Origin of the sequence: Castellaniella sp. (assembly GCF_034675845.1) — a bacterium.
GTDB lineage: Bacteria > Pseudomonadota > Gammaproteobacteria > Burkholderiales > Burkholderiaceae_B > Castellaniella.
Genome location: NZ_JAUCCU010000001.1, coordinates 643,888 through 670,304 on the forward strand (window position 1 = coordinate 643,888; position 26,417 = coordinate 670,304).

Annotated in this window: 24 protein-coding genes and 1 tRNA gene; 14 read left to right on the top strand and 11 right to left on the bottom strand. The window is 56.8% G+C overall.

What is annotated here, in order from left to right; all coding sequences use genetic code 11:
• Positions 1-133: 133 nt before the first annotated feature.
• Complete coding sequence (locus tag VDP81_RS03175) at positions 134-1,420, bottom strand: Y-family DNA polymerase (protein ID WP_323011521.1); 1,287 nt, start codon at positions 1,418-1,420, stop codon at positions 134-136.
• Positions 1,393-1,815: a translesion error-prone DNA polymerase V autoproteolytic subunit gene (locus VDP81_RS03180; protein WP_323011522.1), complete on the bottom strand. Its 423-nt coding sequence runs from the start codon at positions 1,813-1,815 to the stop codon at positions 1,393-1,395. The genes VDP81_RS03175 and VDP81_RS03180 overlap by 28 nt, the downstream gene beginning before the upstream one ends.
• A 202-nt stretch (positions 1,816-2,017) precedes the next feature.
• On the opposite strand from VDP81_RS03180, the gene VDP81_RS03185 reads away from it, so the two are divergent.
• From VDP81_RS03185 to VDP81_RS03200, 4 genes are all read left to right on the top strand, one after another.
• Positions 2,018-2,794: a ParA family protein gene (locus VDP81_RS03185; RefSeq protein WP_323011523.1), complete on the top strand. Its 777-nt coding sequence runs from the start codon at positions 2,018-2,020 to the stop codon at positions 2,792-2,794.
• A gap of 20 nt (positions 2,795-2,814) precedes the next feature.
• Positions 2,815-3,786 carry a ParB/RepB/Spo0J family partition protein gene (locus VDP81_RS03190; protein ID WP_323011524.1) on the top strand — a complete coding sequence of 324 codons (972 nt, stop codon included), beginning with the start codon at positions 2,815-2,817 and terminating at the stop codon, positions 3,784-3,786.
• Positions 3,787-3,972: 186 nt separating this feature from the next.
• Positions 3,973-4,296, top strand: coding sequence for a TrfB-related DNA-binding protein (locus tag VDP81_RS03195; RefSeq protein ID WP_323011525.1), 324 nt, complete (start codon positions 3,973-3,975; stop codon positions 4,294-4,296).
• Between the two features lie 96 nt (positions 4,297-4,392).
• Positions 4,393-4,809, top strand: a complete 417-nt coding sequence (locus VDP81_RS03200; protein WP_323011526.1) for a helix-turn-helix transcriptional regulator — start codon at positions 4,393-4,395, stop codon at positions 4,807-4,809.
• 219 nt (positions 4,810-5,028) lie between these two features.
• Here the strand turns inward: VDP81_RS03200 and VDP81_RS03205 are convergent, their stop codons facing one another.
• The 3 genes from VDP81_RS03205 to VDP81_RS03215 all read right to left on the bottom strand — a co-directional run bounded on the left by VDP81_RS03205 (position 5,029) and on the right by VDP81_RS03215 (position 6,556).
• The gene (locus VDP81_RS03205; protein ID WP_323011527.1) at positions 5,029-5,295 is read right to left on the bottom strand and encodes a type II toxin-antitoxin system RelE/ParE family toxin; all 267 of its coding nucleotides are present in this window, start codon (positions 5,293-5,295) and stop codon (positions 5,029-5,031) included.
• Positions 5,279-5,506, bottom strand: a complete 228-nt coding sequence (locus tag VDP81_RS03210; RefSeq protein ID WP_323011528.1) for a ribbon-helix-helix protein, CopG family — start codon at positions 5,504-5,506, stop codon at positions 5,279-5,281. Before VDP81_RS03210 ends, VDP81_RS03205 begins: the two co-directional genes overlap by 17 nt.
• Before the next feature lie 714 nt (positions 5,507-6,220).
• Entirely contained in the window at positions 6,221-6,556 is a 336-nt protein-coding gene (locus VDP81_RS03215) for a hypothetical protein (RefSeq protein ID WP_323011529.1), read from the bottom strand.
• A 154-nt stretch (positions 6,557-6,710) separates the two neighbouring features.
• On the opposite strand from VDP81_RS03215, the gene VDP81_RS03220 reads away from it, so the two are divergent.
• The 4 genes from VDP81_RS03220 to VDP81_RS03235 all read left to right on the top strand — a co-directional run bounded on the left by VDP81_RS03220 (position 6,711) and on the right by VDP81_RS03235 (position 10,983).
• The gene (locus VDP81_RS03220) at positions 6,711-7,088 is read left to right on the top strand and encodes a helix-turn-helix transcriptional regulator (RefSeq protein ID WP_323011530.1); all 378 of its coding nucleotides are present in this window, start codon (positions 6,711-6,713) and stop codon (positions 7,086-7,088) included.
• 928 nt (positions 7,089-8,016) lie between these two features.
• The gene (locus VDP81_RS03225) at positions 8,017-8,229 is read left to right on the top strand and encodes a hypothetical protein (protein WP_323011531.1); all 213 of its coding nucleotides are present in this window, start codon (positions 8,017-8,019) and stop codon (positions 8,227-8,229) included.
• A gap of 94 nt (positions 8,230-8,323) precedes the next feature.
• Positions 8,324-9,607, top strand: coding sequence for a DUF1173 family protein (locus tag VDP81_RS03230; RefSeq protein WP_323011532.1), 1,284 nt, complete (start codon positions 8,324-8,326; stop codon positions 9,605-9,607).
• 305 nt (positions 9,608-9,912) lie between these two features.
• A complete protein-coding gene (locus tag VDP81_RS03235; protein WP_323011533.1) occupies positions 9,913-10,983 on the top strand; it encodes a site-specific integrase in 1,071 nt (356 codons plus the stop codon).
• Between the two features lie 13 nt (positions 10,984-10,996).
• On the opposite strand, the gene VDP81_RS03240 is transcribed toward VDP81_RS03235, so the two are convergent.
• Positions 10,997-11,087 (bottom strand) — tRNA-Ser (locus tag VDP81_RS03240).
• Between the two features lie 96 nt (positions 11,088-11,183).
• On the bottom strand, positions 11,184-12,524 hold the full coding sequence (gene serS / locus VDP81_RS03245) for a serine--tRNA ligase (RefSeq protein WP_323011534.1): 1,341 nt from the start codon (positions 12,522-12,524) through the stop codon (positions 11,184-11,186).
• Positions 12,525-12,687: 163 nt separating this feature from the next.
• Between serS and VDP81_RS03250 the strand changes: the two genes are divergently transcribed.
• The gene (locus tag VDP81_RS03250; RefSeq protein WP_323011535.1) at positions 12,688-13,302 is read left to right on the top strand and encodes a HutD family protein; all 615 of its coding nucleotides are present in this window, start codon (positions 12,688-12,690) and stop codon (positions 13,300-13,302) included.
• Positions 13,303-13,307: 5 nt separating this feature from the next.
• Here VDP81_RS03250 and VDP81_RS03255 read toward each other — a convergent pair whose 3' ends face one another.
• The 4 genes from VDP81_RS03255 to VDP81_RS03270 form a co-directional block, all read right to left on the bottom strand.
• Positions 13,308-14,591 carry an aromatic amino acid transporter gene (locus VDP81_RS03255; RefSeq protein ID WP_323011536.1) on the bottom strand — a complete coding sequence of 428 codons (1,284 nt, stop codon included), beginning with the start codon at positions 14,589-14,591 and terminating at the stop codon, positions 13,308-13,310.
• Positions 14,592-14,668: 77 nt separating this feature from the next.
• Positions 14,669-16,099, bottom strand: coding sequence for a replication-associated recombination protein A (locus tag VDP81_RS03260; protein WP_323011537.1), 1,431 nt, complete (start codon positions 16,097-16,099; stop codon positions 14,669-14,671).
• Positions 16,099-16,809: an outer membrane lipoprotein chaperone LolA gene (gene lolA, locus VDP81_RS03265; RefSeq protein WP_323012384.1), complete on the bottom strand. Its 711-nt coding sequence runs from the start codon at positions 16,807-16,809 to the stop codon at positions 16,099-16,101. Before lolA ends, VDP81_RS03260 begins: the two co-directional genes overlap by 1 nt.
• A gap of 7 nt (positions 16,810-16,816) precedes the next feature.
• The gene (locus VDP81_RS03270) at positions 16,817-19,168 is read right to left on the bottom strand and encodes a DNA translocase FtsK (protein WP_323011538.1); all 2,352 of its coding nucleotides are present in this window, start codon (positions 19,166-19,168) and stop codon (positions 16,817-16,819) included.
• Positions 19,169-19,213: 45 nt separating this feature from the next.
• Between VDP81_RS03270 and trxB the strand changes: the two genes are divergently transcribed.
• The 5 genes from trxB to VDP81_RS03295 all read left to right on the top strand — a co-directional run bounded on the left by trxB (position 19,214) and on the right by VDP81_RS03295 (position 26,417).
• Entirely contained in the window at positions 19,214-20,173 is a 960-nt protein-coding gene (trxB, locus tag VDP81_RS03275) for a thioredoxin-disulfide reductase (protein ID WP_323011539.1), read from the top strand.
• A complete protein-coding gene (locus VDP81_RS03280; RefSeq protein ID WP_323011540.1) occupies positions 20,160-20,951 on the top strand; it encodes a Smr/MutS family protein in 792 nt (263 codons plus the stop codon). The genes trxB and VDP81_RS03280 overlap by 14 nt, the downstream gene beginning before the upstream one ends.
• On the top strand, positions 20,948-21,280 hold the full coding sequence (locus VDP81_RS03285; protein WP_322994493.1) for a multidrug efflux SMR transporter: 333 nt from the start codon (positions 20,948-20,950) through the stop codon (positions 21,278-21,280). Before VDP81_RS03280 ends, VDP81_RS03285 begins: the two co-directional genes overlap by 4 nt.
• Positions 21,281-21,637: 357 nt before the next feature.
• A complete protein-coding gene (locus VDP81_RS03290; RefSeq protein ID WP_323011541.1) occupies positions 21,638-24,196 on the top strand; it encodes an EAL domain-containing protein in 2,559 nt (852 codons plus the stop codon).
• Between the two features lie 13 nt (positions 24,197-24,209).
• Positions 24,210-26,417 carry an EAL domain-containing protein gene (locus VDP81_RS03295; RefSeq protein WP_323011542.1) on the top strand — a complete coding sequence of 736 codons (2,208 nt, stop codon included), beginning with the start codon at positions 24,210-24,212 and terminating at the stop codon, positions 26,415-26,417.

The following is a 26,417-nucleotide window of genomic DNA, read 5'->3' on the forward strand; positions in this document are numbered from 1 at the left end:
TCCATCAGGTTTGTCCATAGGCCGAGCGAAGCGAGCCCGCTGGTCTGCGCCGGCACGGCGCAGATTTCCATATGTCCATAGGTTCGTTTTGAAAAGCGTGTAGGGAAGATTTGGCATTGATAATTGCACCGATTCACCGCCAAATTTCAACCACCTGCCTCCAGTCCGTGGTGTACGCCGGTGTCATCCGATCCTGACGCATATGCCAAGCGGCATCAGGGTCAGATAAGGCGCTGGCCACCGAAACTGTGGCTCTGCCAAATCGGTGATTTAAGCCGTCGATGACCCCCATCAGTCTATTCTCGGACGGTAGCGCGGCAAAGAGATTGCCCTGCGCCTGGGCCATGTCAGACGCAGCCAGGTCGAGCAGGCACGCGCCCGCTTTCGCGTACTTGAATCCCGGCCGGAAAATCTTGCGTAATCCTCTGGACATAGCAGTCAGCAGCGTTGCTGTGTCGTCTGTGGGCTGGTCTAGCTGCTCGACTATGCTGCCCGAATATTGCGGATCTGTGCGAAATGGGCTTGTGCGTATAAAAATTTGGATTGCTGAAGTGCAAGTGCCGTCGCTGCGCATCTTCTCGGCGGCTCGGGTGACAAATAGGCTTAACGCCTGCTGCAGGGAAACAATATCAAGAACGGCGTGGCCGAAACTTCGAGAGCACATAATTTGTTGCCTCGCTGCTGGCACAGCTTCCCATCTCACGCACGACATTCCGGCCAGCTCCTTGCTGGTTCTGGCCAGCACGATTGAGAAAGTATCGCGGATCTCGCGATAATCAGCTTGGGCCAGGTCAGCAGCGGTGTGGATGCCCATGGCCTGCAGCTTCGGCGCCAGTCTTCTGCCGACACCCCATACTTCACCAACTGGCACGCGGCTGAGTACGCGCATAAGGCGGGCCTGGTCGATGGTTGTCAGGTCACAGACGCCCAGCAGCCTGGGGGTCAGCTTTGCCAGGTGGTTGGCCAGCTTAGCCAGCGTCTTTGTCGAGCCAATGCCCACGCACGTCGGGATGCCAACCCACTGACGCACGCGCTGGCGAATGTCCGTGCCAATTTCTCTGCCGGTACCAGAAATGCCGGTCAAATCCAGGAATGATTCATCGATGGAGTAGATTTCTTGTCTGGGTGAGAACTGGCCGACCACATTCATCATTCTGCTGCTCAGATCTCCGTAGAGATTGAAATTAGCCGATAGAGCCATCAGGCCCTGGGTCTCAAGGTGCTTGATCTTGAACCAGGGTGCTCCCATTTTGATGCCTAAATCCTTGGCTTCCTGGGTGCGAGCGATGGCGCAGCCGTCATTGTTGGATAGCACAACTAGGGGCCTGTTTTCCAGATCTGGACGCATGACTCTTTCGCAGCTGCAGAAGAATGAATTTCCGTCGATCAGCGCTATGCGCGGTTTTGCTTGAGCGTCCACGTCACCACCCCCCAAATCACCAGCTCCTGGCCGTCACGTAGCTCGATATTTGGAAAAGTCGGATTGGCGGCCATTAATCGCACCAACCCGCGCTTGCGATGCAGCGTTTTTACCGTGAACTCGCTGTCGACCACGGCCACAACGATATCGCCATGCCTGGCCTCCAGGGATCGGTCGACGATCACATAATCCCCGTCCTCGATCCCGGCGTCCCGCATCGATGGGCCACGCACGCGCATGTAAAAAGTGGCGTCAGGCTGATGGATCAGGATTCTATTGAGATCGATGCGCTGCTGCGTGTGGTCATCTGCGGGGCTGGGAAAACCACATTGTGTAGTCGCGACCGTGGCCCAGCATATTGCTGGATTCGGTTGGAAAGGAAGAGGGGCTGACATGGTAATTCACTGTATGAACAAACAGTGTTTTTTACCATGAAATATGCGTCCCAGTCAGCCCTGATGATGGATTTGTTGTGCGTTCATGATGATCCTTGTCAGGGTTCCCGGGAACGAATTCACGCATGCGTGAATTTGCGCTTGCGCTTTATTTTTACTATATTTATAATTCATTAATTATTTCGCTTTCTTGCGAGTTCCTATGAAATCCTTTGCTATGAAAATACTGGCTATCGCCTATCGTAAAGGCGGCGTTGGGAAATCCACGCTTGCTATACACCTGGCATACACTCTTGCTGCACAGGGTAAACGCGTGCTGTTGATTGACACGGACGAAGATGATTTGTCTGAGGCTTTTCCAGATCAAGCCGACTACAGCAATTGTTTAGTGGCCAGCAACTTATTTAAAGGATCTTTGGCCTGCGCGCCCAGGCAGGTTGCTGAGAATATTTGGCTTGTTCCCGCTGATCTTGAAGTCGTCGACGTCGATGATGCGACCCAGGGTGAACTGCCCGATTTGCGATCCACCATTCTGGAAAACTTTTCCGACTCATTTGATATTGCTGTGATCGACACCCCCCCTAATCTACAGCGACGGCTGATCAGTGTCCTGGCAGCTGCTGACGCGGTGGTATCTCCGGTGACGATCAGCTCTTTTTCGATTCATCGCTTGCCGAAATTCCTGAACACCGTCGAGTTGATCAGGTCCCGCTACAATCCCGACCTAAGAAATTTGGGTCTGGTCCCCTTCCTAGTGAATAGCCGATCTCGCAACGAACTGGAGGGTATTGCCTTCCTTTTGGAAGAATACGGTGAAGAAATGGTGATCAACCAGCCCATCATGCAACGTGCATGTGTACCTACGTCGCTTGCCTTGGCAAAACCTATCTTTCAGGCGCCTCGAAGCGGCAGCCAACGCCAGGCTTCTGCCGAAATGCGCAGTGCTTGCAATGAAATCATCGCCCGGCTTTACGCCTGACATCACAAAAAGGATTACTTATGAGTGTTTTTACTAAAGGCATCCGGAAATCCAAGCTGTCTGAATTTGAAGCCCCGCGACCAGGTGAGCAACAAATTGATATCGATACTGACCTGATCGATTTCTTACCCCAGCAGCGCTCCAAAGATAACCCTGGCCTGACAACAGAGGCACTGGAAGAATTAGGTGCAAACATCGTGGCCTTGGGCCAAATCCAGTCCGCTGTTGTGCGCCCGAACCCTGATGCACCTGGCCGCTACATCATGGTTGCAGGCGAACGACGTTGCAGAGCAGTGGCGCTGAAGGGCCTAAAGCTTAAAGCGATTGTTCGTACTCTCACTGAGCTGGAGCATCTTCGCATCCAACGGGCTGAAAATATTCACCGAGAGGCCCTGACGAACGCTGAAATTGCTCAGGCCTTGCGTGCTGACAAAGAAACCTTGGGCACATTGGAAGCCGTGGCCGCCGAATGGCAAAAAAGCACCAATTGGGTTTCTGAAAGACTGCGCTACCTGACGGCAGTTGAGTCTGATCCGGTGGTGCAACAAGCCATCGAGCAAGGTGTCAGCAGTGATGTGACAACCCTCAATGAGCTGAGTCGTCTGGCAAAACAAGATCCTGCTATCGCTGAGGACATCGTCTCGCAAGCAGCTGCAGATCCTGGTAGAAATATCCGACAGGAAGTCCGGGACCAGCTGAAGAAAAAGAAACCTCGCGATCCAGCGGCACCAAAGCCTGCAACTGCTCCTTCGTCACCTACGATGCCTGCGCCACAAACTGTTGCATCAACCCGTATTGATCACACAGCACAGACTGACCTTGCCAAAGTATTGATTTCTGACACAGTTGAAGTGATCAGACATCAGTCGATGTGGCAGTTGGCTGGGCATGAAGCCATTGAATTTTCGACGCTCGATGGCTTAGTAGCTGCAGTGTGGGGCGCGAACCCAGCTATTAAAGTAGTCGTACAAGCCAGTCCTGCAAAACAATAAAGCGATCTGATCGCACAAACGACCCGATCACGTAAACTATCCTTATGGAGGTGGTATGGTATCTAAAGTTATCCTCGGGCTTTTCATAGTCGCCATCGGTGGTGTGATCGGTTGGTTTGCCCCCGAATCGTGGCGGAACTCACAGCAGAAGATGCACAAGAATATAGAGCAGTGGTTCAGAGAACGATGCAGAAAAAACGCTTAACCGACCTAGAGTTTATGAGCCTGGCTGCCGAGATGGGCGAAGTACGTAACGTCCAAGCCCAACGGCTGGCGTATGCGGCCCTGGTGGATGGGCGCACACTTGCAGACATAGCACGGGAGTACGGTGTCACGAGCCCGTGGGTGATGCAGTGTCGGGACCTGTGGTGGGACGCCTACTTGCGCCTGAAATGCTTCCCGCCGGGATGGGTCAAAGCCACCGTCATTGCCCCCGAACCCGAACTAAAGCAATTTTTGGACGATATCGAAGTCCTACGCCAGGCATACCTGGCAAAAGGTGGCGAATAATTCACGCATGCGTGAATTTGCTGTACCCTCCACTGTAATCCCATATTCGGGAATCATATTCCGCATTTGAATGTGCCTTGCTGGCACTATCCAAATATGGGAAAAAAAATCGTCGATGAACTGAGCAGAACGCTCAAACGGGTCACGGGACATGGCACTCGCTATCCTCAACTGGAAGTGATTGCGAGTCGTACGGGCGTCAGCAAATCAACGATTGCGCGTGCACGCACAGGTGAAACCGCACTGAAAATTGATAATTTGGAAGACCTGGCCAAGGCTTTCGGCATGGAGGCCTGGCAGCTCTTGGTGCCAGGCGTTGAGCCGGATAAGCCCCCTATTTTGGTGGATTCCCCTGAAGTGGCTGCCACGACGGCGTGGCCGTTTGCAGATATTGTCAGTCTTGAGGAATACAGAAGCCTGCCGGTTGAAGACCAAATGGCAATTCGCGAATATATTGAGATGAAGGTGCACAAGCACGCAAGCAAAACATTTCGTCCAGACAAAGCCGGCTGATCTAGTTCAACCAGTGGTGCTGTTGCGTTTGATTTGCATTAACGGTCAGCTTCTTGAGTGATCTCAGTTTAGCGCTTGTCTTTGTATACCGAACGCCGGTTTCCGATCCTCAAGACGAGAATACGGACTTCCCCGTTGAAGCCGCGCGCGATATTTGATCAGCTCGCCTCAACGCTACGGCCAACCGCTCTGCAGTGACCGGCCCCTTAATCCTCACCCTCATCGGTACACCTCTCTCCGATTGCCAATACGCACAACTAGGACGCGCAAGGCACCGTCCTGGATCTCACAAATCACCCGACAGTCACCCACGCGGTAACGCCAGAAACCGCCCAGCGGTCCAGTCAACGCCTTGCCCGTGCTGCGCGGGTCCTCCAGCGGGGCCACACGCTCGTCCATGAAATCAACAATACGCCTTGCCACCTGCCGATCGAGTTTACGCAGCTGCGCTCTGGCCGAATCCGCGTAATCAATTGTCCAGGCCAAGATCCTTCCTCACGGCAGCAGCCGAATGCACCTGTTCCTGTCCCTTACGGATGCGCTCCACGGTGCTTGCAGCCAGGTAGTAGTCCTCCATTTCCTCGATGCCCTGCTCGATGATCTCGCGCAGGTAATACGCCTTGGTGCGCCCCGTCTGGGCGGCAAGGTGATCCAGCCTTTTTTCAGTCTCAGGGGCAAGCCGAACGGACGTAGCCATGTTCAAACCTCCTATTGAATACATGTATTCATTGTATCAAAAACAGGGTGATTCAGACGATAAAAGACATCCCTCACAACGGAATGAGGCCGCTCGCTGTTGTAGAACGTGAAATATTCAACCAGCCCTGTGATGCCCCCCGCACCTGTCGGCAAGCGACCAATATTTACGAAGCGTTGCTAAATCCCAATAATGCGCTTAGAATTGCAACACTTTCCCATATTTGGGAATTGCTCCTTAACAACTTACACCGATATAACCGACCCTGGCGCGAACCCAGGGCGGCCACCCGAGTCGTCAGGAACCAGCCCTTCAGTTTTGGGCCAGGCCGGGGCGGCACGTGCACCTGGGTAGATAAAACAGGTGAAAACTCATCTGGTCAGCAAACCAGCAGAGATTGGCGTAACCCAGTTGAAACTGGTGCACTTTTGTTGATTTTAGTGATGACGATCCAGGCTCAAGCCCTGGACGCCGGCAGCGTCGAGAGACGTCCCTCTTGCCCTGGATGGCGCGTAATCCTGGGCTGAAGGCGGCAAATACCGCAGCCCCTGCACCCTGTCGCACCGGCTTTGCCGGGTAATGGCACCAGGCCCTGCAGGTCGTGATCAGAACACCTGGCCCCCGTCGTGGTATCTCGGCGGGCCAGGGTAAGGCCTTGGTCAAGGCCGTTCTGGCAAGTGTCTTGGTTTTCAGGACACTTGCCAGATCGAGAAGTTATTCAACGCGGACGTATTCCTTCCCCCCGATGATTAAGTGACCTGTTTTTTCCTCTATAGATCCTGTAATAGTCATTGGACCAGCGCTAACCTCAAGTTGCCCATGCTTATTTACAGTTGCTGAAGATTTTTTGTTTTCTTCATCTGCAGACCACTTCATACCTCCCGTATGGGTAATGATGAAGTCCTTGCCGTTTTTTTCAATCGTTAGGCCTAGACTACCCCTCGTGGCCTTCCAGGTTCCTAAATATTTTTCACCATCATCGCTTCCGCACGCCGTGAGGCCAAGCATTACCGCTGCGCCAGCGGCAGCCAAAAATGCGCGTCGTTTCATGGAGTGTTCCTTTTCAGTTGTGGAATATTTCATTTACGATTTGTTGATGAATGATACCAGCGTTGATTATCAGCGATATGTTTGAGTAAACATGTTGTTTGTAAAGAAACATCATGTGTATCCATAGAAGCTACCTCACAAGCACAATCCGTGCATGAAAAAGATGCATGAACACATGGCGCGGATCTATACAGCTGCCTCAAAAACAGGTCGATTGGACGAAGATCATAGACAAGCCTCCCTCGCAAGGCTACTAAACGTCAGCGTCCAAAATGTGAATAACTGGGAATCACGAGGCCCTTCCAAAGAAGGTCTCTTGCAAGCTCAGGAGTTTTTGGGCATAAATGCTACTTGGGTTCTAACTGGGCAGGGACCGCTATTAATAGAAGGCTATGACATAGGGAAAAGTGTTAAGTGGCCATTTCGTAAAATCTATCCTCAGCAACTATTCACGCTTTCTGATGAAGAACTCAACGAAATTGAAGAGGACCTTACATACCTTATTGGGAAAATCAGCAGGCGAAAAGGATAAACTGTTTGCAATTTATATAAACATGGTGTTTAATTGGTGGATAGTAGTTATCGCTATCTGCTCCTTAACAACTTGCACCGATATAACCGACCCTGGCGCGAACCCAGGGCGGCTACCCGAGTCGTCAGGAACCAGCCCTTGATCTTTTTGGGCCAGGCCGGGGCGGCACGTGCACCTGGGTAGATAAAACAGGTGAAAACTCATCCGGTCATCAAACCAGCAGTGATTGGCGTAACCCAGTTGAAACTGGTGCACTTTTGTTGATTTTAGTGATGACGATCCAGGCTCAAGCCCTGGACGCCGGCAGCGTCGTGAGACGTCCCTCTTGCCCTGGATGGCGCGTAATCCTGGGCTGAAGGCGGCAAATACCGCAGCCCCTGCACCCTGTCGCACCGGCTTTGCCGGGTAATGGCACCAGGCCCTGCAGGTCGTGATCAGAACACCTGGCCCCCGTCGTGGTATCTCGGCGGGCCAGGGTAAGGCCTTGGTCAAGGCCGTTCTGGCAAGTGTCTTGGTTTTCAGGATACTTGCCAGATCCAACCACTGAATTATTTAAAGTGAAGATATGGTCACTGATGCTGAACTGCTTCCACCCGGTAAAACCGGAGATTTTGAGGTTGTGGACAACATTGGTGGTCCTGGCCAAGAAATATGGCTGATCCGTGAGACGAACCATGGGCGCTACTTTAAGTTGGCGCCTCAGGTTATCAAGCTAGAGCTACGTACCGGCGCGATGTATTGTGGCGCCATCCCCTCTAAGGTTACTATTCGTTAATCGTTGACGGATTTTGTTGTTCCTTCCCTGTGATTTCTCCATAGGGCACCCGTCATCGGCTGCGCCGCGAGTAGCCGATGACCGCCAGGACGAAGGTAACCTGGCATCCTTTTTTGCAGTACGTCAACCGGGTAAACATCCAGGAGATCAACCATGGCTGCAAATCCACTTCCCGTGAAAAAAACATTCAGTGAGACCTATCTCACAAAGCGCAACAAGCGGGTCGCCAAGCACACCACAATTTTTCTTCTCAGAGTCATCTGGGCTTTAGGGAAGGGACTGACTAGCTTTGCTGCAGTCACGCTTTGGCATTTCTTCAGGATTCCCTTCGTTGTCGTTGGTGCGATGTTTGGCATCAGATTCTGACGGACAGTATGCCCCGGCACCTCTTTCGCGCATGCGTGAATCGGTCCGCGATGACATAGGGGGCTGACTAGTCACATCCCACAAGGAGGTTTTGATGGGCCAGGATATCTTCCCCGTGATCATTTCCCTTGGGGGTGAAAGTCGGAGGTTCAGTCCTGACTTCCAGTCCGCGAGTGAGCACGCGCCTGCTTGGAAGCACACGCTCTTAAAAGCCCACGGCCAAGCTATTGTGAGCTGCTGCTGTCAACAAAATGACCAGCCCCGTAGGCTTTCCGTAAAATATCACTCCAAGAGCGATTCGTTTTTTCTGGCCAAATTTCCAGAAACTGGTCATCAGCATGACCCCGATTGCCAGTATTACTCCCCAGACCCTTCTTCTTCCGGAATTGCGGCTTATCAGCCTGGGGTTGTTGAAGAGCTTCCCAATGGCAACCTGAAGATAAAGCTTAAAGTAGGATTGCAAGGCAGGGGTGCCGCAGATGATGATAAAACCCCTCCGCGTGCTCCAACCAAGTCCAAACCCAGTCCAAACCGTCGTCGTGGCAAGCCTGCAGTCACGCTGTTGGGCCTGCTACACCTCATCTGGACGGCAGCAGGCTTTAACAGGTGGTCCCCGAGCATGGCCTGCAGGCGTAACCTCAGCCTGGTGATGTTCCATCTGGCCAAAGCTGCATCGAAAATCGAAGCTGGCCGTGTACCGCTTGCATCCGCTTTGCTGCTAGCCACGCATCAGGCAGATAGCGATCAGGCTGAATACAACAAGGCTTGCGCCGTCGAGGCATCTAAAAACAGGGTGCGTATCGTGGCCATTGCGCCGCTGGCAAAGCACAAAGACGACTACGAAGATGTGGTTGAAAGGCCACCGATTCAGGGTTTCAACGGATTCCCGTACCTGGCTATTGATGATGCGCTGTGGAGCAATGCGCGTAAGCGGTTTGAATCGGCCTGCAGTGCATGGCGTGACGGTGCACGGGTCATGGCTATTTTGCAGCTGGACGTGCCAAAGGCACAGCGCAATGGACAATTCTTGTCCGAGGTCATCGATATCGCTTTAATGCGAGTGTCAGACGACTGGATACCAGTAGATTCTGGCTACGAGGATCAGGCGGCTGGCGCTTTGGTGGCCCAGCACCGTAGGTTTGAGAAGCCCTTGCGCTTTGACAGCGATGCAGATGCAGTTTTTCCTGACTTTTGGCTGCAAGACATTGGTCGAGACTTTCCCATGGAAGTATGGGGGATGCTGACCCCCGAGTACCTTGAGCGCAAAGCAGAAAAAATTATGCACTATGACACCACCTACGGTCCTCAGCCGGAAGGCTGGTGGGGCTGGAATGCTGCTGCCGAAGAACCCATACCGACGCTTCCCCAAAAGCCCTGAATTTTCACAAATGAAATCACTGCACTAACCATCGACGGCTTGTCGAGTCAGATGCGGCCGTTCGGTCAAAGGAGGCATCTCATGCACACGACTGTTTCGGGTGACGAAATCGCTATCAGTCTGGCCGAGGCAGCCCGACGACTAGGGCTGTCATATCAGACCGTATTTGCCAATCGATACAAGATAGCTTTCAGGCTCCCGAATTCAAGAATCTGGCGCGTGTGGCCATCTCGGCTTGAGGAAATGAGCAGGCCGCGCTATAACGTCACACGGATAGCGTCGGTTGGCATCGACAGGAACACATCATGTCAATCCGATTACGTAACGGCGTCTGGCACGTCGACTTCTGCGCGGCAAGCGGCAAAAGAGTTAGACACTCTGCTGGCACGACGGACAAAAAGCAGGCGCAGGAATACCACGACCGCTTAAAAGCCCAGCTCTGGCGACAATCTAAATTTGGTGATCAACCGGACCGTAGCTACGATGAAGCTGCAATCCGGTTCTTGGCAGCTCACGTCAATCAATCCGACTACGAGTCCAAGGCTCGGTATATTGAATATTGGCGTCAGTTCCTGGGGCATCTGACTATCGGGCAAATTACTGCTGATGAGATTTTAGATAACTTACCCACGCACAAAACGCACAAGCACAAGGGCCCCACACCGCTGAAACCAGCAACTAAAAATCGGTACTTGGCGACCATCCGCACGATGCTCAAGATGTGCGTCACTTGGGGATGGATCACTAAGGCCCCGCACTTGCCTATTCTGGACGAACCCACTCGACGAGTCCGGTGGATCACGCATGACGCTGCAGCAAACCTTATCACGGCAGTTCCTCAAACATGGCTCCAAGATGCTTGCATCCTGGGGTTCGCTACTGGCATGCGTGAGGATGAGCTGTACGGACTGGAGTGGCCACAAGTCAATTTCAAGAACCGAACAGCATGGGTCGAAGGTGAACAAGCAAAGTCTGGGCGGGCTCGATCAGTTCCGCTAAACGCTGATGCATTGGCTGTACTGTGGCGTCGTAAAGGCTTGCATGATCGTTTCATTCTGACGCGCAACAATAAACGCATCAAGGGCGGCGACGATAGGATGTTCCACAAAGCATGTGAAACCGCAGCCATCGATAATTTTCGATTCCACGATATCCGACACACCTGGGCCAGTTGGCACGCACAGGCAGGCACCCCACTACTTGTACTGAAAGAGCTTGGTGGATGGGAGACGCTGGAGATGGTGATGAAGTACGCGCACTTAGCGCCCAGCCACCTTTCGGCCCACGCAGAAGCTGTCACGTTTTGGTCACACGACGGTGAAACAGCCAAAAAAAACGGCACACAGGATATGAGCCTGCGTGCCGTAGCGTCTTGATTCCATTGTGTTTTGGCGGACAGGGTGGGATTCGAACCCACGGTACGGGGAAACCGTACGCCTGATTTCGAGTCAGGTACATTCGACCACTCTGCCACCTGTCCGGCTATGACTGCGGTCAAGCTGCGCATTCTAACATAAAATCCGGCGTGGGCAGGCCGACCCGGCGCGCTAGAACGACATCAGGCCAAGCCGACGGATCAAGCAGCCCGAATGGCCTCCAGCCCGCCCATATAGGGACGCAGCACCGGCGGGATGACAATGCTGCCATCAGCCTGCTGGTAATTTTCCAGCACGGCCACCAGGGCGCGACCCACGGCCAGACCAGAGCCATTCAAGGTATGCAGGTATTCTGGCTTGGCCTTGGGGCCTTCGGGACGAAAACGCCCCTGCAGGCGGCGGGCCTGAAAGTCCAGACAGTTGGAAACCGAAGATATCTCGCGCCAAGTGTTCTGTGCGGGCAGCCAGACCTCGAGATCATAGGTCTTGGCCGAACCGAAGCCCATGTCGCCCGCGCACAGCAGCACGACCCGATAGGGCAGGCCCAAGGCCTGCAGCACGTGTTCGGCGTGGCCCACCATCTCGTCCAGAGCCGCCCAGGACTGATCCGGATGCACGATCTGCACCATCTCGACCTTATCAAACTGGTGTTGGCGAATCAGGCCGCGCAGGTCGCGCCCGCCGCTGCCGGCCTCAGAACGAAAGCACGGCGTGTGGGCAGTGAGCTTGACGGGCAAATCCTGAGCATCCAGGATGCGGTCGCGCACCGTGCCGGTCAGGGGAATCTCGGCCGTGGAGATCAAGTACAGATCTTCAGCCTGATCATCATCGTCTGGAGTACTGCCCTGGCCGCCCTTGGTGACCGCGAACATATCATCCTTGAATTTGGGCAACTGGCCTGTGCCGTACAGGGTAGAACTATTGACGATATACGGGGTATAGCATTCCTGGTAGCCGTGTTCGCTGCTTTGCATATCCAGCATGAACTGCGCCAAGGCGCGATGCAGGCGGGCGATGGGACCGCGCAGCATCATGAACCGCGCGCCGACCAATGAACGGGCGGCGTCAAAATCCAGGCCGAAGGGCTCGGCCAGCTCGACGTGATCGCGGGGTTCGAAACCCAGGGCGGCGGGGTTGCCGGATGCGTCGGCCGCCCCCGGCAGCCAGCGACGAGCCTCGATGTTGTCGGTTTCAGATGCGCCATCGGGCACGCTGTCATCCGGCAAATTAGGAATCGTCATCAACCACTGATGCAATTCTTGCTGCACCGCGCCCAAGTCGTGCTCCAGGGTCTTCAGGCGCTCGGGAATCGCCTGGGACTCGGCCAGCACTGCAGTGGCGTCCTCGCCGCGGGACTTCAGTTGCCCGATTTGCTTGGCCAGCGCATTGCGGCGGGCCTGCAGTTCCTCGGTCTGCACCTGGACAGCCTTGCGGCGAGATTCCAGTGCGTGATAGCGGTCCGTGTCGAAAGTCAGGCCGCGACGGCCCAGAGCGCGCACGACGCGATCCAGGTCCTTGCGCAGCAGATTGGTATCTAGCATGGCGATGAGCAAATAAGGGTGACACCCAGGGAATCCCAAGGTGTACGAGACTGGGCCCAGACAGCGGGCGGGCCGAAACCGGAAGTCACGGGCAAATCGCCCGCAACCGGGTTATTGTATTAAATTAAGCCCGTGTTCATGGGCGAATTGAATTCAAGCCATCATGCAGGACATTATTCGTCTGATTCCCGCCGCCGATCTGCTGCCTGTCCCCTGGAAAAACGGGGGAGGGGTCACCCGCCAGATCGCAATTTTCCCGGTCGATGCCAGTCCGGATGATTTCATCTGGCGCGTCAGTGTGGCGGATCTGGCAGCCGATGGGCCTTTTTCCCACTGGGACGACATGGATCGCATCCTGATGCTGATTCGCGGCGGCCCGGTATGTCTGACCCGCACCGACTCTGGTCAGGAAACCCGGCTGGATACCGGCACCCGGCTGTACTTTGCGGGCGAAACCCCCTATATGGCCGTCCTGACCGACGGCCCAGCCCAGGACTTCAACCTGATGCTGCGCCGCAAACAAGCGCATGGCTGCGTGGACATGCGCAGCAGTCGCCAGAAACTGACCCTCAGGCCAGGCGAAACCATCCTGCACTGCGTGCAGGGACAATTCCAGACCGGCCTGCCCCCCCATCTGGGGGGCCAGCGGCTGCTGGATGCCGGAGACACCCTACATATCACGCTGGACTACGTGCCTTTTTTCGGGCTGGAACTGACCCCATTGACGACGGACGCCCGGCTAGTGGATGCCCGCATCAACCTGTATCCCACGACCTGAAATCCCTAGCGATAAACCGGCAAAATATCCAGAACATCGGGCGACAACAAATGAAAACCAGCCGCCAGCACTCCGTAAACCAAGACTACCCCGATCAGAAGACGCTGGGCGCGAGCGCCAAACGATAGGAGGCGGGTCTGGTCCTGCGTCACAGCTCTGGCGTGCTTCCAGTCCATCAGGGCAGGAATGATCACCGACCAGATGGCGGCGGCAAAACCCGCGAAACCAATCGCCATGATGAAGCCATCCGGGAAAAACGTACCGGCCAGCACGGGCGGCGCAAACGCCACCAGAGCGGTTTTGACCCGGCCTAACAAGCGGTCATCAAAACCGCAGACATCGGCGATATAGTCAAACAGCCCCAGTCCGGCGCCCAGAAACGAGGTAACCACCGCCAAAAACGCAAAGATGGACACCACCGGCCCCAACCAGGCACCGGCCTGCACCGATTCGACCGCTGCCAAGTAATGACTAATGTTGCCCCCTTGCGCATAGACAGATTGCAGGCCGTCACGGCCCAATACCCCAAAACCGATCAGAATCCAGACCGCATAGAACAAGGCGGCAATCAGCAGACCGTAAAAAATGCAGCGGGCAATGCGAGGCTGGTCTGGCCCGTAGTATTTGACCAGACTGGGCACGCTGGCATGAAAGCAGAACGAAGTGAGAAAATACGGCAATGTAGCCAACAGATAGGCGACCTTAGGCAAGGTATCCACAGGCTCGGTTGAAGTCGGAGGATTCAGCAGACGGTCCCACTGAAAGGCGGGCAACATGCCTGACAGCGCGACTACAAAAGCCAGCACCATCCCCGCCATCAAAATCACCGACAGACGATCTACCGCTCGGGTGCTCCAGAAGATGCAGCAGGCCAGCAGCACGCCAAAACCCAGGCTGACCAGCCCCTGAGGCCAGGGCAACCCCAGGCTGTGCTGCAAGGTCGCCCCGCCCCCGCTGGTATAGGCGTACATCAACATATACAGCACAAAGCCTACCGACAGGCCATTCAGCAGGTTCCAGCCACGGCCCAGGGTGTCGCGCACGACAGTGTCAAAGCTGGCCCCTGGGCGATAGCGTAGATTGGCCCGCAAAATCATCAGCGCACTGGCGCGCATCATGAAAAAAGACAGAACCAGCACTGCCAGCGTCCAACCAGTCCACATCCCGGCGGCAATAATGGGCAAGGTCAACATGCCAGCACCAATGACGGTGCCGGCCACAATCATGGTGCCCCCCAGAACGGACGGAGTGGCAGTCTGCCCCGGCAGCGGGGCGGATGGCTTATTCAACGAGGCTCTCCGAAACATGCGGATGTGCTGACCCAGAGGCTAAGCGCACGGGATAAGACGGATGCGTACCAGGGCTTTCAAGCGCTACCTGCCTCATCATCCCACAGCCGCAATTGGGTCAATTTTTGGGCAATCTTGATTTCCAGCCCACGCGGTACAGGCTGATACCAGCCAGGTTCGGCCATGTCGTCCGGTAGATAGGTCTCTCCGGCCGCATAAGCATTGGGCTCGTCATGGGCGTAACGATAGGCATGCCCATGGCCGAGTTCCTTCATGAGCTTGGTGGGTGCATTGCGCAAATGCACCGGCACTTCACGGCTTTTGTCCTGCTTTACAAAAGCGCGGGCTTGGTTGTAGGCCATGTAACCCGCATTGCTCTTGGCTGCAATAGCCAGATAGATGACGGCTTGACCCAGCGCCAGTTCACCTTCGGGACTTCCCAACCGTTCATAGGTCAAGGCCGCATCATTGGCGATCTGCATGGCCCTTGGATCGGCCAGACCAATGTCTTCCCAGGCCATGCGCACAATCCGCCGTGACAAATATTTTGGATCAGCTCCACCATCCAACATACGCGTCAGCCAGTAGAGAGCCGCATCAGGATGCGAGCCACGCACTGATTTATGCAAAGCTGAAATCTGGTCATAGAAATTATCCCCGCCCTTGTCAAAGCGCCGGGCATTCAGGGTCAGGGCATTGCTGATGAAGTCGGCATTCACCTGGACGATTCCGCTGGCGGTGGCGGCGGTCTGACATTGCTCCAGCAGGTTCAGCAAGCGCCGGGCATCGCCATCGGCATAGCCAACTAGGGTATCAAGCGCCAGATCATCAAACGCCAGCCCCCCCAAGGCCCGCGCCTGGGCACGCTGCACCAGGGCGCGCAGTTCGTCCTCGGTCAAAGGCTTCAGCACATAGACCTGCGCCCGCGACAGCAACGCGGAATTCACCTCGAAGGACGGATTTTCCGTGGTGGCCCCGATGAAAGTCACCAAGCCGCTTTCGACAAACGGCAGCAGGGCGTCTTGCTGGGCTTTGTTGAAACGGTGGATTTCATCCACGAACAAGAGGGTGGGTTGGCCCTGGGCTTGGTTTTGCTCGGCCTGCGTCATGGCGGCGCGGATGTCTTTAACACCGGAAAACACGGCCGACAAGGCAATAAAGGCACAATCAAATGCCGTGGCGCTTAATCGGGCCAACGTGGTCTTGCCCACGCCGGGCGGCCCCCAGAAAATCATGGAATGCGGCTTGCCGGACTGAAAGGCCAGCCGCAGCGGCTTGCCGTCACCCAACAGGTGCGACTGCCCGATCACATCGTCCAGGGTGCGAGGACGCAGGGTTTCGGCCAAGGGCGCATGCGCGGCGGCCACTGCGGGCACGCCGCCCGCCGCCGGGCCGGATGAACGCGGCGCAGGTTCCCGCCCGCCGCCGCGAAGCAGACGCTGCCCGACAGGGGAATCGGCATCCGGCGGCGTCAAGGCATCGCCCAGGAGGTCTACGGGTTCGACCATCAGTTCATCTTGACCAGATCGGCACCGTTGGGCAACTCAAACTGGAACTGGGCAGCCGGGATGGCGGGATTGGCCTTAAGGCCGGAAAACTGGATGCGCGAGGTCTGGCCAAAAGCATCCAATAGTTCCAGACGCTTGGGCAGGCCATCGGCAAAGCCAATATCCACATGGGTGAAACCGGCATCCGGGGCCTTGGGTACGGCACGCAGCCATTGCAGGCCATCGCGGTCAGGCTGGGCCTGCAGGGTAAAGGCGTCGTCCAGCGTGCCCGCCCCGAACAGCAAGGCGGCAGGCGAAGCGCCAATGGCCTGCCCTGCCGAACGTTCAGTGACCTGATCCAGGTCGGGATCATACTGATACACCCGTTGGCCATCCGACACAATCAACTGAGCATAAGGTTTCAAGACCTGCCAGCGGAATTTACCAGGGCGCTGGAAGGCAAAATCACCGGTCTGGACGCGCGGCGAGCCACCCGTCACGGATTGCTCTTGAGAAAACTGGCCCGTTGCGGATTTGACCTGATCGACAAAGGCCTGCAATTGAACCTGGGCCGTATCCACCGCCCAGGACACGCCGGGGGTGACCAGCAAACCCAACGACAACAAACCAGCGGCAAGCCAAGCATGGAGTCGCAGCCCAAGGGGGCAATTTTCGGTGAGTGCAGGCTCAGCGGTCATGCTTGCACGCGCACTATTCAACAGGGGTTTCATCAACACGTTATTCTTCCTCGACTCTGGCCGGCACCAGAATATCGCGATTGCCGTTGGGCTGCTGAGGGCTGACCAAACCGGCATGTTCCATTTGTTCCAGGATGCGCGCAGAGCGGTTATAGCCGATGCGCAGATTACGCTGCACAAAAGAGATCGACGCCCTGCGGCTGCGCATGACGACCTCGACGGCCTGATCATATAAAGGATCGTTTTCCTGGTCGGCAAACCCGGTGACAGAACTGACGCCATCACCAGTTTCACCCTCCAGAGTGCCTTCCAGCAGGCCTTCGATATAGTCGGGCTCGCCGGATTCCTTCAGGGATTCGACTACGCGATGGACCTCGTCATCATCCACAAAAGCCCCATGCACGCGGGTAGCCACGCTGGTGCCGGGCGGCTGATACAGCATGTCGCCCTGCCCCAATAGCGTCTCGGCGCCCATCTGGTCCAGAATGGTACGGGAATCGATCTTGGACGACACCTGAAAGGCAATCCGCGTCGGAATATTGGCCTTGATCAGGCCGGTGATGACATCAACGCTGGGGCGCTGCGTCGCCAGAATCAGATGAATGCCCGCCGCCCGGGCCTTTTGGGCCAGGCGGGCAATCAGTTCCTCGACCTTTTTGCCCACGACCATCATCATATCGGCCAGTTCGTCGATAACGACCACGATCAGGGGCAAGGCATCCAGCGGCTCGGGTGCGTCAGGGGTCAGCGAGAACGGGTTTGTCAGGGGCTGTTCTTGCTTCTGGGCATCACGGATCTTGGTATTGAAGCCGGCCAGGTTGCGCACGCCCAGTTTGCTCATTAATTTATAGCGCCGCTCCATCTCGGAGACGCACCAGTTCAGGGCATTGGCGGCATGGCGCATATCAGTGACCACCGGCGCCAACAGATGGGGAATACCCTCGTAGACGGACATTTCCAGCATTTTCGGATCGATCAGGATCAGCCGCACCTGGCTGGGGTCGGCCTTGTAGAGCAGTGACAGAATCATGGCATTGATCCCCACCGACTTACCCGAGCCGGTGGTACCGGCCACCAGCAGGTGAGGCATTTTGGCCAGATCCGCCACGACCGGATTACCAGCAATGTCCTTGCCCAATGCCATGGTCAACAGCGAAGCACTGCTGTGGTAGACCTGTGAACCCAGGATTTCCGACAGACGCACCATCTGGCGGCGCGGGTTGGGCAGCTCCAGGCCCATCAGATTTTTGCCGGGTATGGTCTCGACCACCCGGATACGCACCAGACTGAGCGCCCGGGCCAGATCCTTGGCCAGATTGACAATCTGACTGCCTTTGACCCCCGTGGCGGGCTCGATTTCATAGCGTGTGATGACCGGGCCGGACTGGGCCGATACCACCGTGACGCTGACGCCGAAATCAGACAGCTTTTTCTCGATCAGGCGCGACGTGAACTCGATGGTCTCGGGCGATACGGTCTCGGGAGCTTGTTCCACCGCATCCAGCAAAGACAAGGCAGGCAATCCTGCAGCCAGGGAGGGCGCTTCCTTGGGGGTGAACAAAACCTGTTGTTTTTCTTGTTCGACGCGCGGGGATTTGGGGACTGTGGTGACCGTGGGCTCTATCCGCACGGGCTGTTCGTGTACCAACTGGGTCTGACGGGTCTCGACGATTTCCTCGCGGGCGGCCTTGGCCGTCATGCCGGCCCGACGATCCTGCCAGGAATTCTTGAAATCGACCAGGCGACGCCAGGAAAGCTCCAGCACCAACCCGATGCGTTCAGCGATATTCAGCCAGGAAAATCCGAAAAACAAGCTGGACCCCATGATGATGAATGCCAGCAGCAGTAAAGTCCCTCCGGCGTTGCCTGCGGTCGCGGCCAGCATGCTGGCCAACAAATGACCCAATTGCCCCCCAGCCCCGGCAGGCAGCGACGTGCCCCAACTTTGCAGGCGCAGAGATTCAATGCCCATGCAGCCCAGGAACAATAGCGCAAACCCAATGCCGACCTCCCAGCGCACCCGTGGCAGGAGTTCTGGGATTTTGGTGGGCAGCACCACCCGGGTCAGGCGATAGAATTCCGCCACCACCCGACGCAGCAGCAGCAAGACCCACAACCAGGCCGATGCCCCGAAGAGATACAAGAGCAGATCCGCAATATACGCGCCAAACGTCCCCCCCAGATTTTGGGTAACGCCGGCATGCACGGAATGCGACCAGCCCGGGTCAGTGTGATGCCAGGTCGCCAGGACCAGCACCAGCCAAACAGCAACCGCTGCCAGCAAAATCCAACGGGCTTCGCGCAACAGACCACCCAGACGGGCCTGCAGAGCCGAGGGGCCATTGCGCACATTACGAGTCGAGCGGGGGGAGGTCACCGGAATTCTAGCCATCCCGCCATTATAATTGCCGGGTTGATGATGAAGGGAATTTCCGTGATGTCCACTGCAAAACACGCCAAAGTAATGATTTTGGGCTCCGGCCCTGCGGGTTATACCGCAGCGGTCTATGCTGCCCGCGCCAACCTGTCCCCGGTGTTGATCACCGGCCTGGAACAAGGCGGTCAACTGATGACCACCACCGATGTCGATAACTGGCCCGCCGACGTGGCCGGGGTCCAGGGCCCCGATCTGATGCAGCGTTTCATGGAACACGCCCAGCGCTTCAACACGGAAATGGTGTTCGACCATATCGCCAGCGTAGACCTGTCCAAACGCCCTTTCACCCTGACCGGCGACACAGGCGCCACCTACACCTGCGACGCCCTGATCATTGCCACCGGGGCCTCGGCCCAATACCTGGGGCTGGAAACCGAACAGGCTTTCATGGGTCGCGGGGTATCGGCCTGCGCCACCTGCGACGGATTTTTCTACAAAAACCAGGATGTGGTGGTGGTGGGCGGCGGCAATACCGCTGTCGAAGAAGCCCTATATCTGGCCAATATCTGCCGCACGGTCACCCTGGTGCACCGGCGCGATAAATTTCGCGCCGAACCCATTCTGGTCGACAAGCTGATGGACAAAGTCAATCACGGCAATATGCGCCTGAAGCTGTTCTACCAGTTGCAGGAAGTCCTGGGCGACGACTCCGGCGTCACAGGCGTCCGTCTGCTGAACACCCAAACCGGTCAGACCGAAGACCTGGCGGTCACCGGCACCTTTATCGCCATCGGCCATAAACCCAACACTGGACTCTTCGAAGGTCAGTTGACCATGGAGAACGGCTACATCACCACGCGCAGCGGCCTGCAAGGCCTGGCCACCATGACGTCCGTGCCCGGCGTATTTGCTGCCGGCGACGTACAAGACCATGTCTATCGCCAAGCCATCACCAGTGCCGGCACTGGCTGCATGGCCGCCCTGGACGCACAGCGTTGGTTGGAGAATGAAGGAATCTAAGCCCACCCTGGCCGACCTGCGCCGCCTGCGGGAAGCACCTGCCCAAGCGGCAGCCCAGGCCCAGGCAGCAGCCAAACAAGCTGCCGCCAAGCAGGCTGCGGCCGCGCGCCGGGCCAAGGTGCACCAACACCTGATGGCCGCTGCCCACCAGTCTCCCGCTACACAACGACCCGCCGCTGTTCCCCCGGAAAGCCCCAGTCCAGCATTCGCGCTGGACGCGGCGGACTGCGCCCTGTTTCGCCAGGCCATGCGCTTTGTCCAGCCCCTGCCGGATCGAGGACCGCGCGCCCGTGTGCTTAGTGCGCGCGACCCGGATGCCATACTGCAAACACGGCGCCAGCATGCGCAAGGAGACGCTACCCAGCCCTGGTCCCAGACCCCGGCCCTCCCCAAGCAACGGCCGCAAGCATTCGACCCGGAAGCGACCGAGTTTCTGCAAGCTGGCTGCGGCACTGACCTGCTGCGCGGTCTGCATCGGGGGAAATGGACTCCCCAGGCGACGCTGGACCTGCACGGCAGCTCACTAGAGCAGGCCTACGAACGCCTGGATCAATTCCTGGGCTCGTGCCTGGCACATAATATTCGCTGCGTATGCATTGTTCACGGCAAGGGTTTTGGCTCACACAAGGGAAAATCCATTCTGAAGACCCCTATCCGCCAACATTTATGCCGCCTGGAAGCCATCCAGGCCTGGGTGGAATGCAATGAACGCAATGGCGGCGCAGGAGCCGTGATCGCATTGCTGCGCATGCCTGATCCTAACCAGAGCCCCCCATGAATTCCAGCTGGACTTATTTGATCGTGGCCATCATGGCTGAAGTCATTGCCACCTCCGCCCTGAAAGCATCGGAAAGCTTCACCCGCTTGATTCCATCGGCAATCACCGTGGCGGGCTACGCGCTGGCCTTTTATCTGCTGGCCCTGGCGCTGAAAACCATTCCGGTTGGCATTGCCTATGCGGTTTGGTCAGGGGTGGGCATCGTCGCCATCGCCATCATCGGCTATTTTATTTTTGGCCAGAAACTGGACCTGGCCGCCATCATCGGCATCGGCCTGATACTGGCAGGTGTCATTGTGCTGAATGTGTTTTCGGCAGCCGGGCACTGATATCAACACAGAAAATTAAAAACGGGGCTAGTGAATCATCACTAGCCCCGCCGATTTTGGTTCTTATAGGTACAGCCTACAAATGAAAGCGCTATCTCCGTAGCGCCCGGTGCCCAAGCAGGGCATGTCTCCTCACCTGCATGGAGTGCATTATGCAGGTTGAAACACTATCTGACACCTAGGGATGTCCCTAGGACCGCACTGATCAGGCTCACCAAGCTGCCGTTATACTGTTTAATAAAAAAATACCAATAATCAGGCGACCAGCATGGGTATGGGGGATTCCTTATGAATCAAACGCACCAGCCAAAACCAGATGAAACGCCTGCGACTTCTATAGTCCCAGATCTTCGGCAATTGCAAGCATCCATCCAGCAACTGGAACACTCCGAGCGCCTGCAGCGCGCCCTGTTCGCCATCGCCAACACAGCCGCGTCCGGGCTGGATATGCAAAGTCTGCTGAAAAGCCTGCACGGCATCATTGCTCAATTGATGTATGCCGAAAATTTCTTCATCGCCTTGCATGATCCACAGCGGAGCACCGTCCGCTTCATTTATTTTGCCGACACCCAAGACGGCCAGCTATACAGTCCTGACCAGGAGTTCCCCACCAAAGACCTGGGCAACACCATTACCATGCGGCTCATCCGTCACGGAAAAGCCATGCGTGGGGGGTCAGATGAGGTTGCCGCCCATCTGGGGGTGCATACCGGTCAGGGGGTAGGCACCCCTTCGGTGGATTTCATGGGCGTGCCCATGCTGCGCGATGGCGAAGTTCTGGGCATACTGGCTGTCCAAAGCTACGAACCTGGACAGTCTTATACCCAATCCGATCAGGACGTGCTGGCCTTTGTGGCCGAACATGTTCTTAATGCAGTAGAGCGCAAGATCGGCCAGGAGGCCCTGGAGCGCCGGGTGGCGGAACGCACCCACGAATTGGCCCAGGCCAATGCCAGCCTGCAGGAACAGGTTCGCGAACGCGAACGCGCGGCCCACCTGCAAGAAACGCTATATCGTATTGCAGCACTCAGCCATGCTCAAGACACCCAGGAATACTTCTACCGCAACATCCACGAAGCGGTCAGCAAACTGCTGAATGCGGATAATTTTGTGATCGCACTGGTCAGCACGGACGGCCACAATCTGGAGTTTCCATACTATGTAGACCATTCCGGTACGGTTCTGAACACCCGTCCCATGGGCCGAGGCATGAGCGAATATGCTATCCGCCATGCCCAGACCCTGCTCTTGGACGACCGCGATATCGACCACTTGATTGTCCAGGGCGAAGTCGATGCCACCACCTACGGCACCCCAGCCACCAGTTGGCTGGGGGCTCCGCTGCTGGGGGCCCACGGGGTCATGGGGGTATTGGTCGTGCAAAGCTACTTTACCGATATGCACTACAGCCCCCAGGATGCCGACCTGCTGACCTTTGTGTCTTACCAGATCGCCAGCACGCTGCAGCGTCGCCAGCAGGACGAGGCCCTGCAGCAGCTCAATGCACAGCTGGAACAACGCGTGCTGGAACGCACCCAAGAGCTACGCCAACAAATCAGTGTGCGTGAACATACTCAACAACAGCTCAAGCATCAGGTCATGCACGACCCCCTGACCGGCCTGCCCAACCGCCTGTTTCTACGCAATCGCCTGAACCAGGCCCTGGCCAGGCAGCACGCCGACCCCAGCCAGGGGTTTGCCCTGCTATATCTGGATGTAGACCGGTTCAAACTCTTTAATGACAACCTGGGGCACCTGGCCGGAGATGCCGTCCTGAAAGCCGTGGCCGGACGCCTGGCCAGCTGCGTTCGCACTCCCGATGTGTTGGGCCGGCTCTCCGGTGACGAATTCGCCATCCTGCTGGAAAACTGCATCCATGCCGAGACTGCCAGCATGGTTGCCCAACGCATCCTGGCACGCATGGAAACCGCCATGCGTGCCGGTGATCGCCTGCTGCACGTTTCAATCAGCATCGGCATCGCCATGAGTTCCCCCAGCTATCAGACAGTCGACCAGCTACTGCACGACGCCGACACCGCCCTATACCGGGCAAAGCTCACAGGCCGACGGCGTTTTGTACTGTTTGACGAGAACCTGCAAACTACCGTCCTGAACGTGCTGGATCTGGAACAACAAATGCGCATTGCCCTGGATCAGGGACAATTCATCCCTTATTTCCAGCCTATTATTCAGTTGAAAGATGAATCCATCGTCGGCTACGAGGCCCTGATCCGCTGGCAACACCCAGAACGCGGGCTACTGGGTCCAGCGGCGTTTTTGCCTGCCGCCGAGGCCATCGGCCTGATCGAGGAAATCGACTGGCATATGTACCAGTTGGCTTTACGGGCCGCAGCGTCCTTTTTGGGACCAGATCGTATCTTGAATATCAATATTTCCCCCCGCCACTTCCAGAACCGACTTTTTTCAAAGCGCTTGCTGGATCTGCTGGCGCAGACCGGCTTCCAGCGCCAGCAGCTATGCATCGAAGTCACTGAAGGCACGCTGCTATCCGACCCGATCAGCACCGGCAATGTACTGAACGCCTTGAACAAAACCGGAATCCGCATTGCACTGGACGATTTTGGGACCGGCTACTCCTCACTCAGCCACGTCCATCAATTCCCCCTGAAAACCCTGAAAATCGACCGGTCCTTCATCACCCCCCTGGGTTCGGGACACCCAAACCGCAGCACCGCCATCGTCTCGGCGGTGCTGGGGCTGGCAACATCGCTGAACTTGAATGTTGTCGCCGAAGGCGTCGAAACCCCAGCCCAACGCGACACACTCATGGCCATGGGCTGCAGCCTTGCTCAGGGCTATTTATTTGGCCGCCCTGCTCCCGCCGCCGCCCATGTACACGACTTGACAGCCCCGGGCCACTACCGCACCATCCCTGCAGACACCCCTGAAAACTAACGGAGCAATCGCTATGACTGGTCGTGACGAAGAGGTTTTCACCTTTATGGAAGAACCCTCCATCCCGGCCAATCACTCGGCTGTCCCTGCATGGCGGATCTTGCTGGTCGACGACGAACCCGATGTCCATGCCGCCACCCAGTTGGCCCTGAAAAACATGGAGATCGAAGGCCGAACGCTGGAATTCTTCCACGCCTACTCGGCCCAACAAGCCATCGACCTGCTGCAGCGGCACGATGATTTCGCCGTGGCCCTGGTCGATGTCGTGATGGGCACAAACGATGAAGGCCTGCAACTGGTGCGCCACATCCGGGAAGACCTCCAGCAGCACGCCATCCGCCTGATTCTGCGCACGGGCCAACCTGGCTACGCGCCGGAAATCGACACCATTCGCCAGTTTGATATCAACGACTACAAGACCAAATCCGAACTCACCCAGGTGCGCCTGTTCACCAGCCTGACCATGGCGGTGCGATCTTACGCCCAGATCTGCCAACTGGAATCCAGCCGCCAGGGACTGGAACAGATTTTGGCTGCTACCACTCAGCTCAGCAAGCCCGCCGGTCTGAAAAAATTCGCCAGCGGAATCGTCACCCAGCTATGTGCGCTATTGCGGGTAAAAGCCGAATGCCTGGTTTGTGCCGCCACCCAAGAGCCCGGCACGCCCTCTTATATTTTGGCCGCAGCGGGGCACTACGACAGCTGGATAGGCATGTCCCTGCACGATATCCCGGACCAGCGCGTCAAATCCCACCTGACCCAGGCGCTGGAACACCAGCAGCACGACTTTAACGACGGCATCAGCCTGTACTTCCCCGGCAGGGGTCCGCAGGCACTGGCGGCCTTTATCGATATGTCCGCCCCTCTGCAGGACCTCGAACGTGGGCTGCTCGAAGTCTTTTGCAGCAATCTGGCGGTCGCCTTCGAAAATCTGCAGCTCTATTTGGATATCAATGACCTGGCTTATCGGGATGCCCTGGTTCATCTACCCAACCGCAATGCCCTGGTCTCAGCCATTGACGCCCATCCCTCCGGAAAAAATGCCGTGGCGCTACTGGATCTGGACAACTTCGCAGACATCAACAGCATTCTGGACGATAGCTACGGTGATGCTGTCCTGCAGATGGCGGCCGCCCGGCTGCGAGACAGCTTCTCTCCCGAAACCCTGGTGACCCGGATGGGCAGCGACCTGTTCGGCCTTTTTGGGCCTGCCGAACAACTGACCCCTCAGCGTATTGCCCAGGTCTTCGCCACCCCCATCGAGGTATCGGCTGGCGATCCGCTGCGCTTGTCGGCCACCGCCGGGCTGGTGCTGCTGAAAGACACCCAACCAGGCGTTGCCGTCCTGAAAAATGCGGGGGCGGCCCTCAAACAAGCCAAACGCTTCCAGCGCGGCAAGACCATGATCTTCGAAGCCACCCAGGCTGATGCCGCGCGGGATCGCATCCAGATGCTGAACCGCCTGCGGGCCTCTTTTTCCGAAGAACACCTGTTTTTGCATTACCAGCCGTTTGTCAGCCTGGACAACGGCCAGGTGGTGGGGGCCGAGTGCCTGTTGCGTTGGAAAACGCCAGACGGCGAATTCATCCCGCCCGACTACTTCATCCCGCTGGCCGAGCAATCCGGCTTGATGATTCCCATCGGAGAATGGGTGTTTCGCACCGCCCTGAAATGGCGCAAGAGCCTCACCGGAAAAGTAGACCCCGAGTTTCGTGTCGCAGTTAACGTCTCTCACGTCCAATTTGCCGAGCCCGACTTCGTCACCCGGTTTCTGGCCATTCTGGATGATGTCGGCATCCCCGGCTCGCAGCTGGAAATCGAACTTACCGAATCCGTGGCGATCAGCAACATCGAACGCCTGAGCACCCGCCTGGACGCCTTCAGGGCACGCGGCATCAGCATCGCCATGGATGATTTTGGCACGGGCTACTCGTCACTCAGCGTCATCCAGCGCCTGCAGGTGGACCGCCTGAAAATTGACCGCAGTTTTATCAGCGGCGAACAAAGTGTCAACGACTGCTTCGGCATTGCCCGCACAGTGATCGCCCTGGCCCGCCACTTGCAGGTAGCCACGATCGCCGAGGGCATCGAGACCGATGCCCAACGCACTGCGCTCCTGGCGTCTGGCTGCAACGAAGGCCAGGGATACTTGTTTTCACGCCCCCTGGATGCCGACGCCTTCGAGCAATGGCTGGCCAACTGGCAAGCTGACTACCAATGA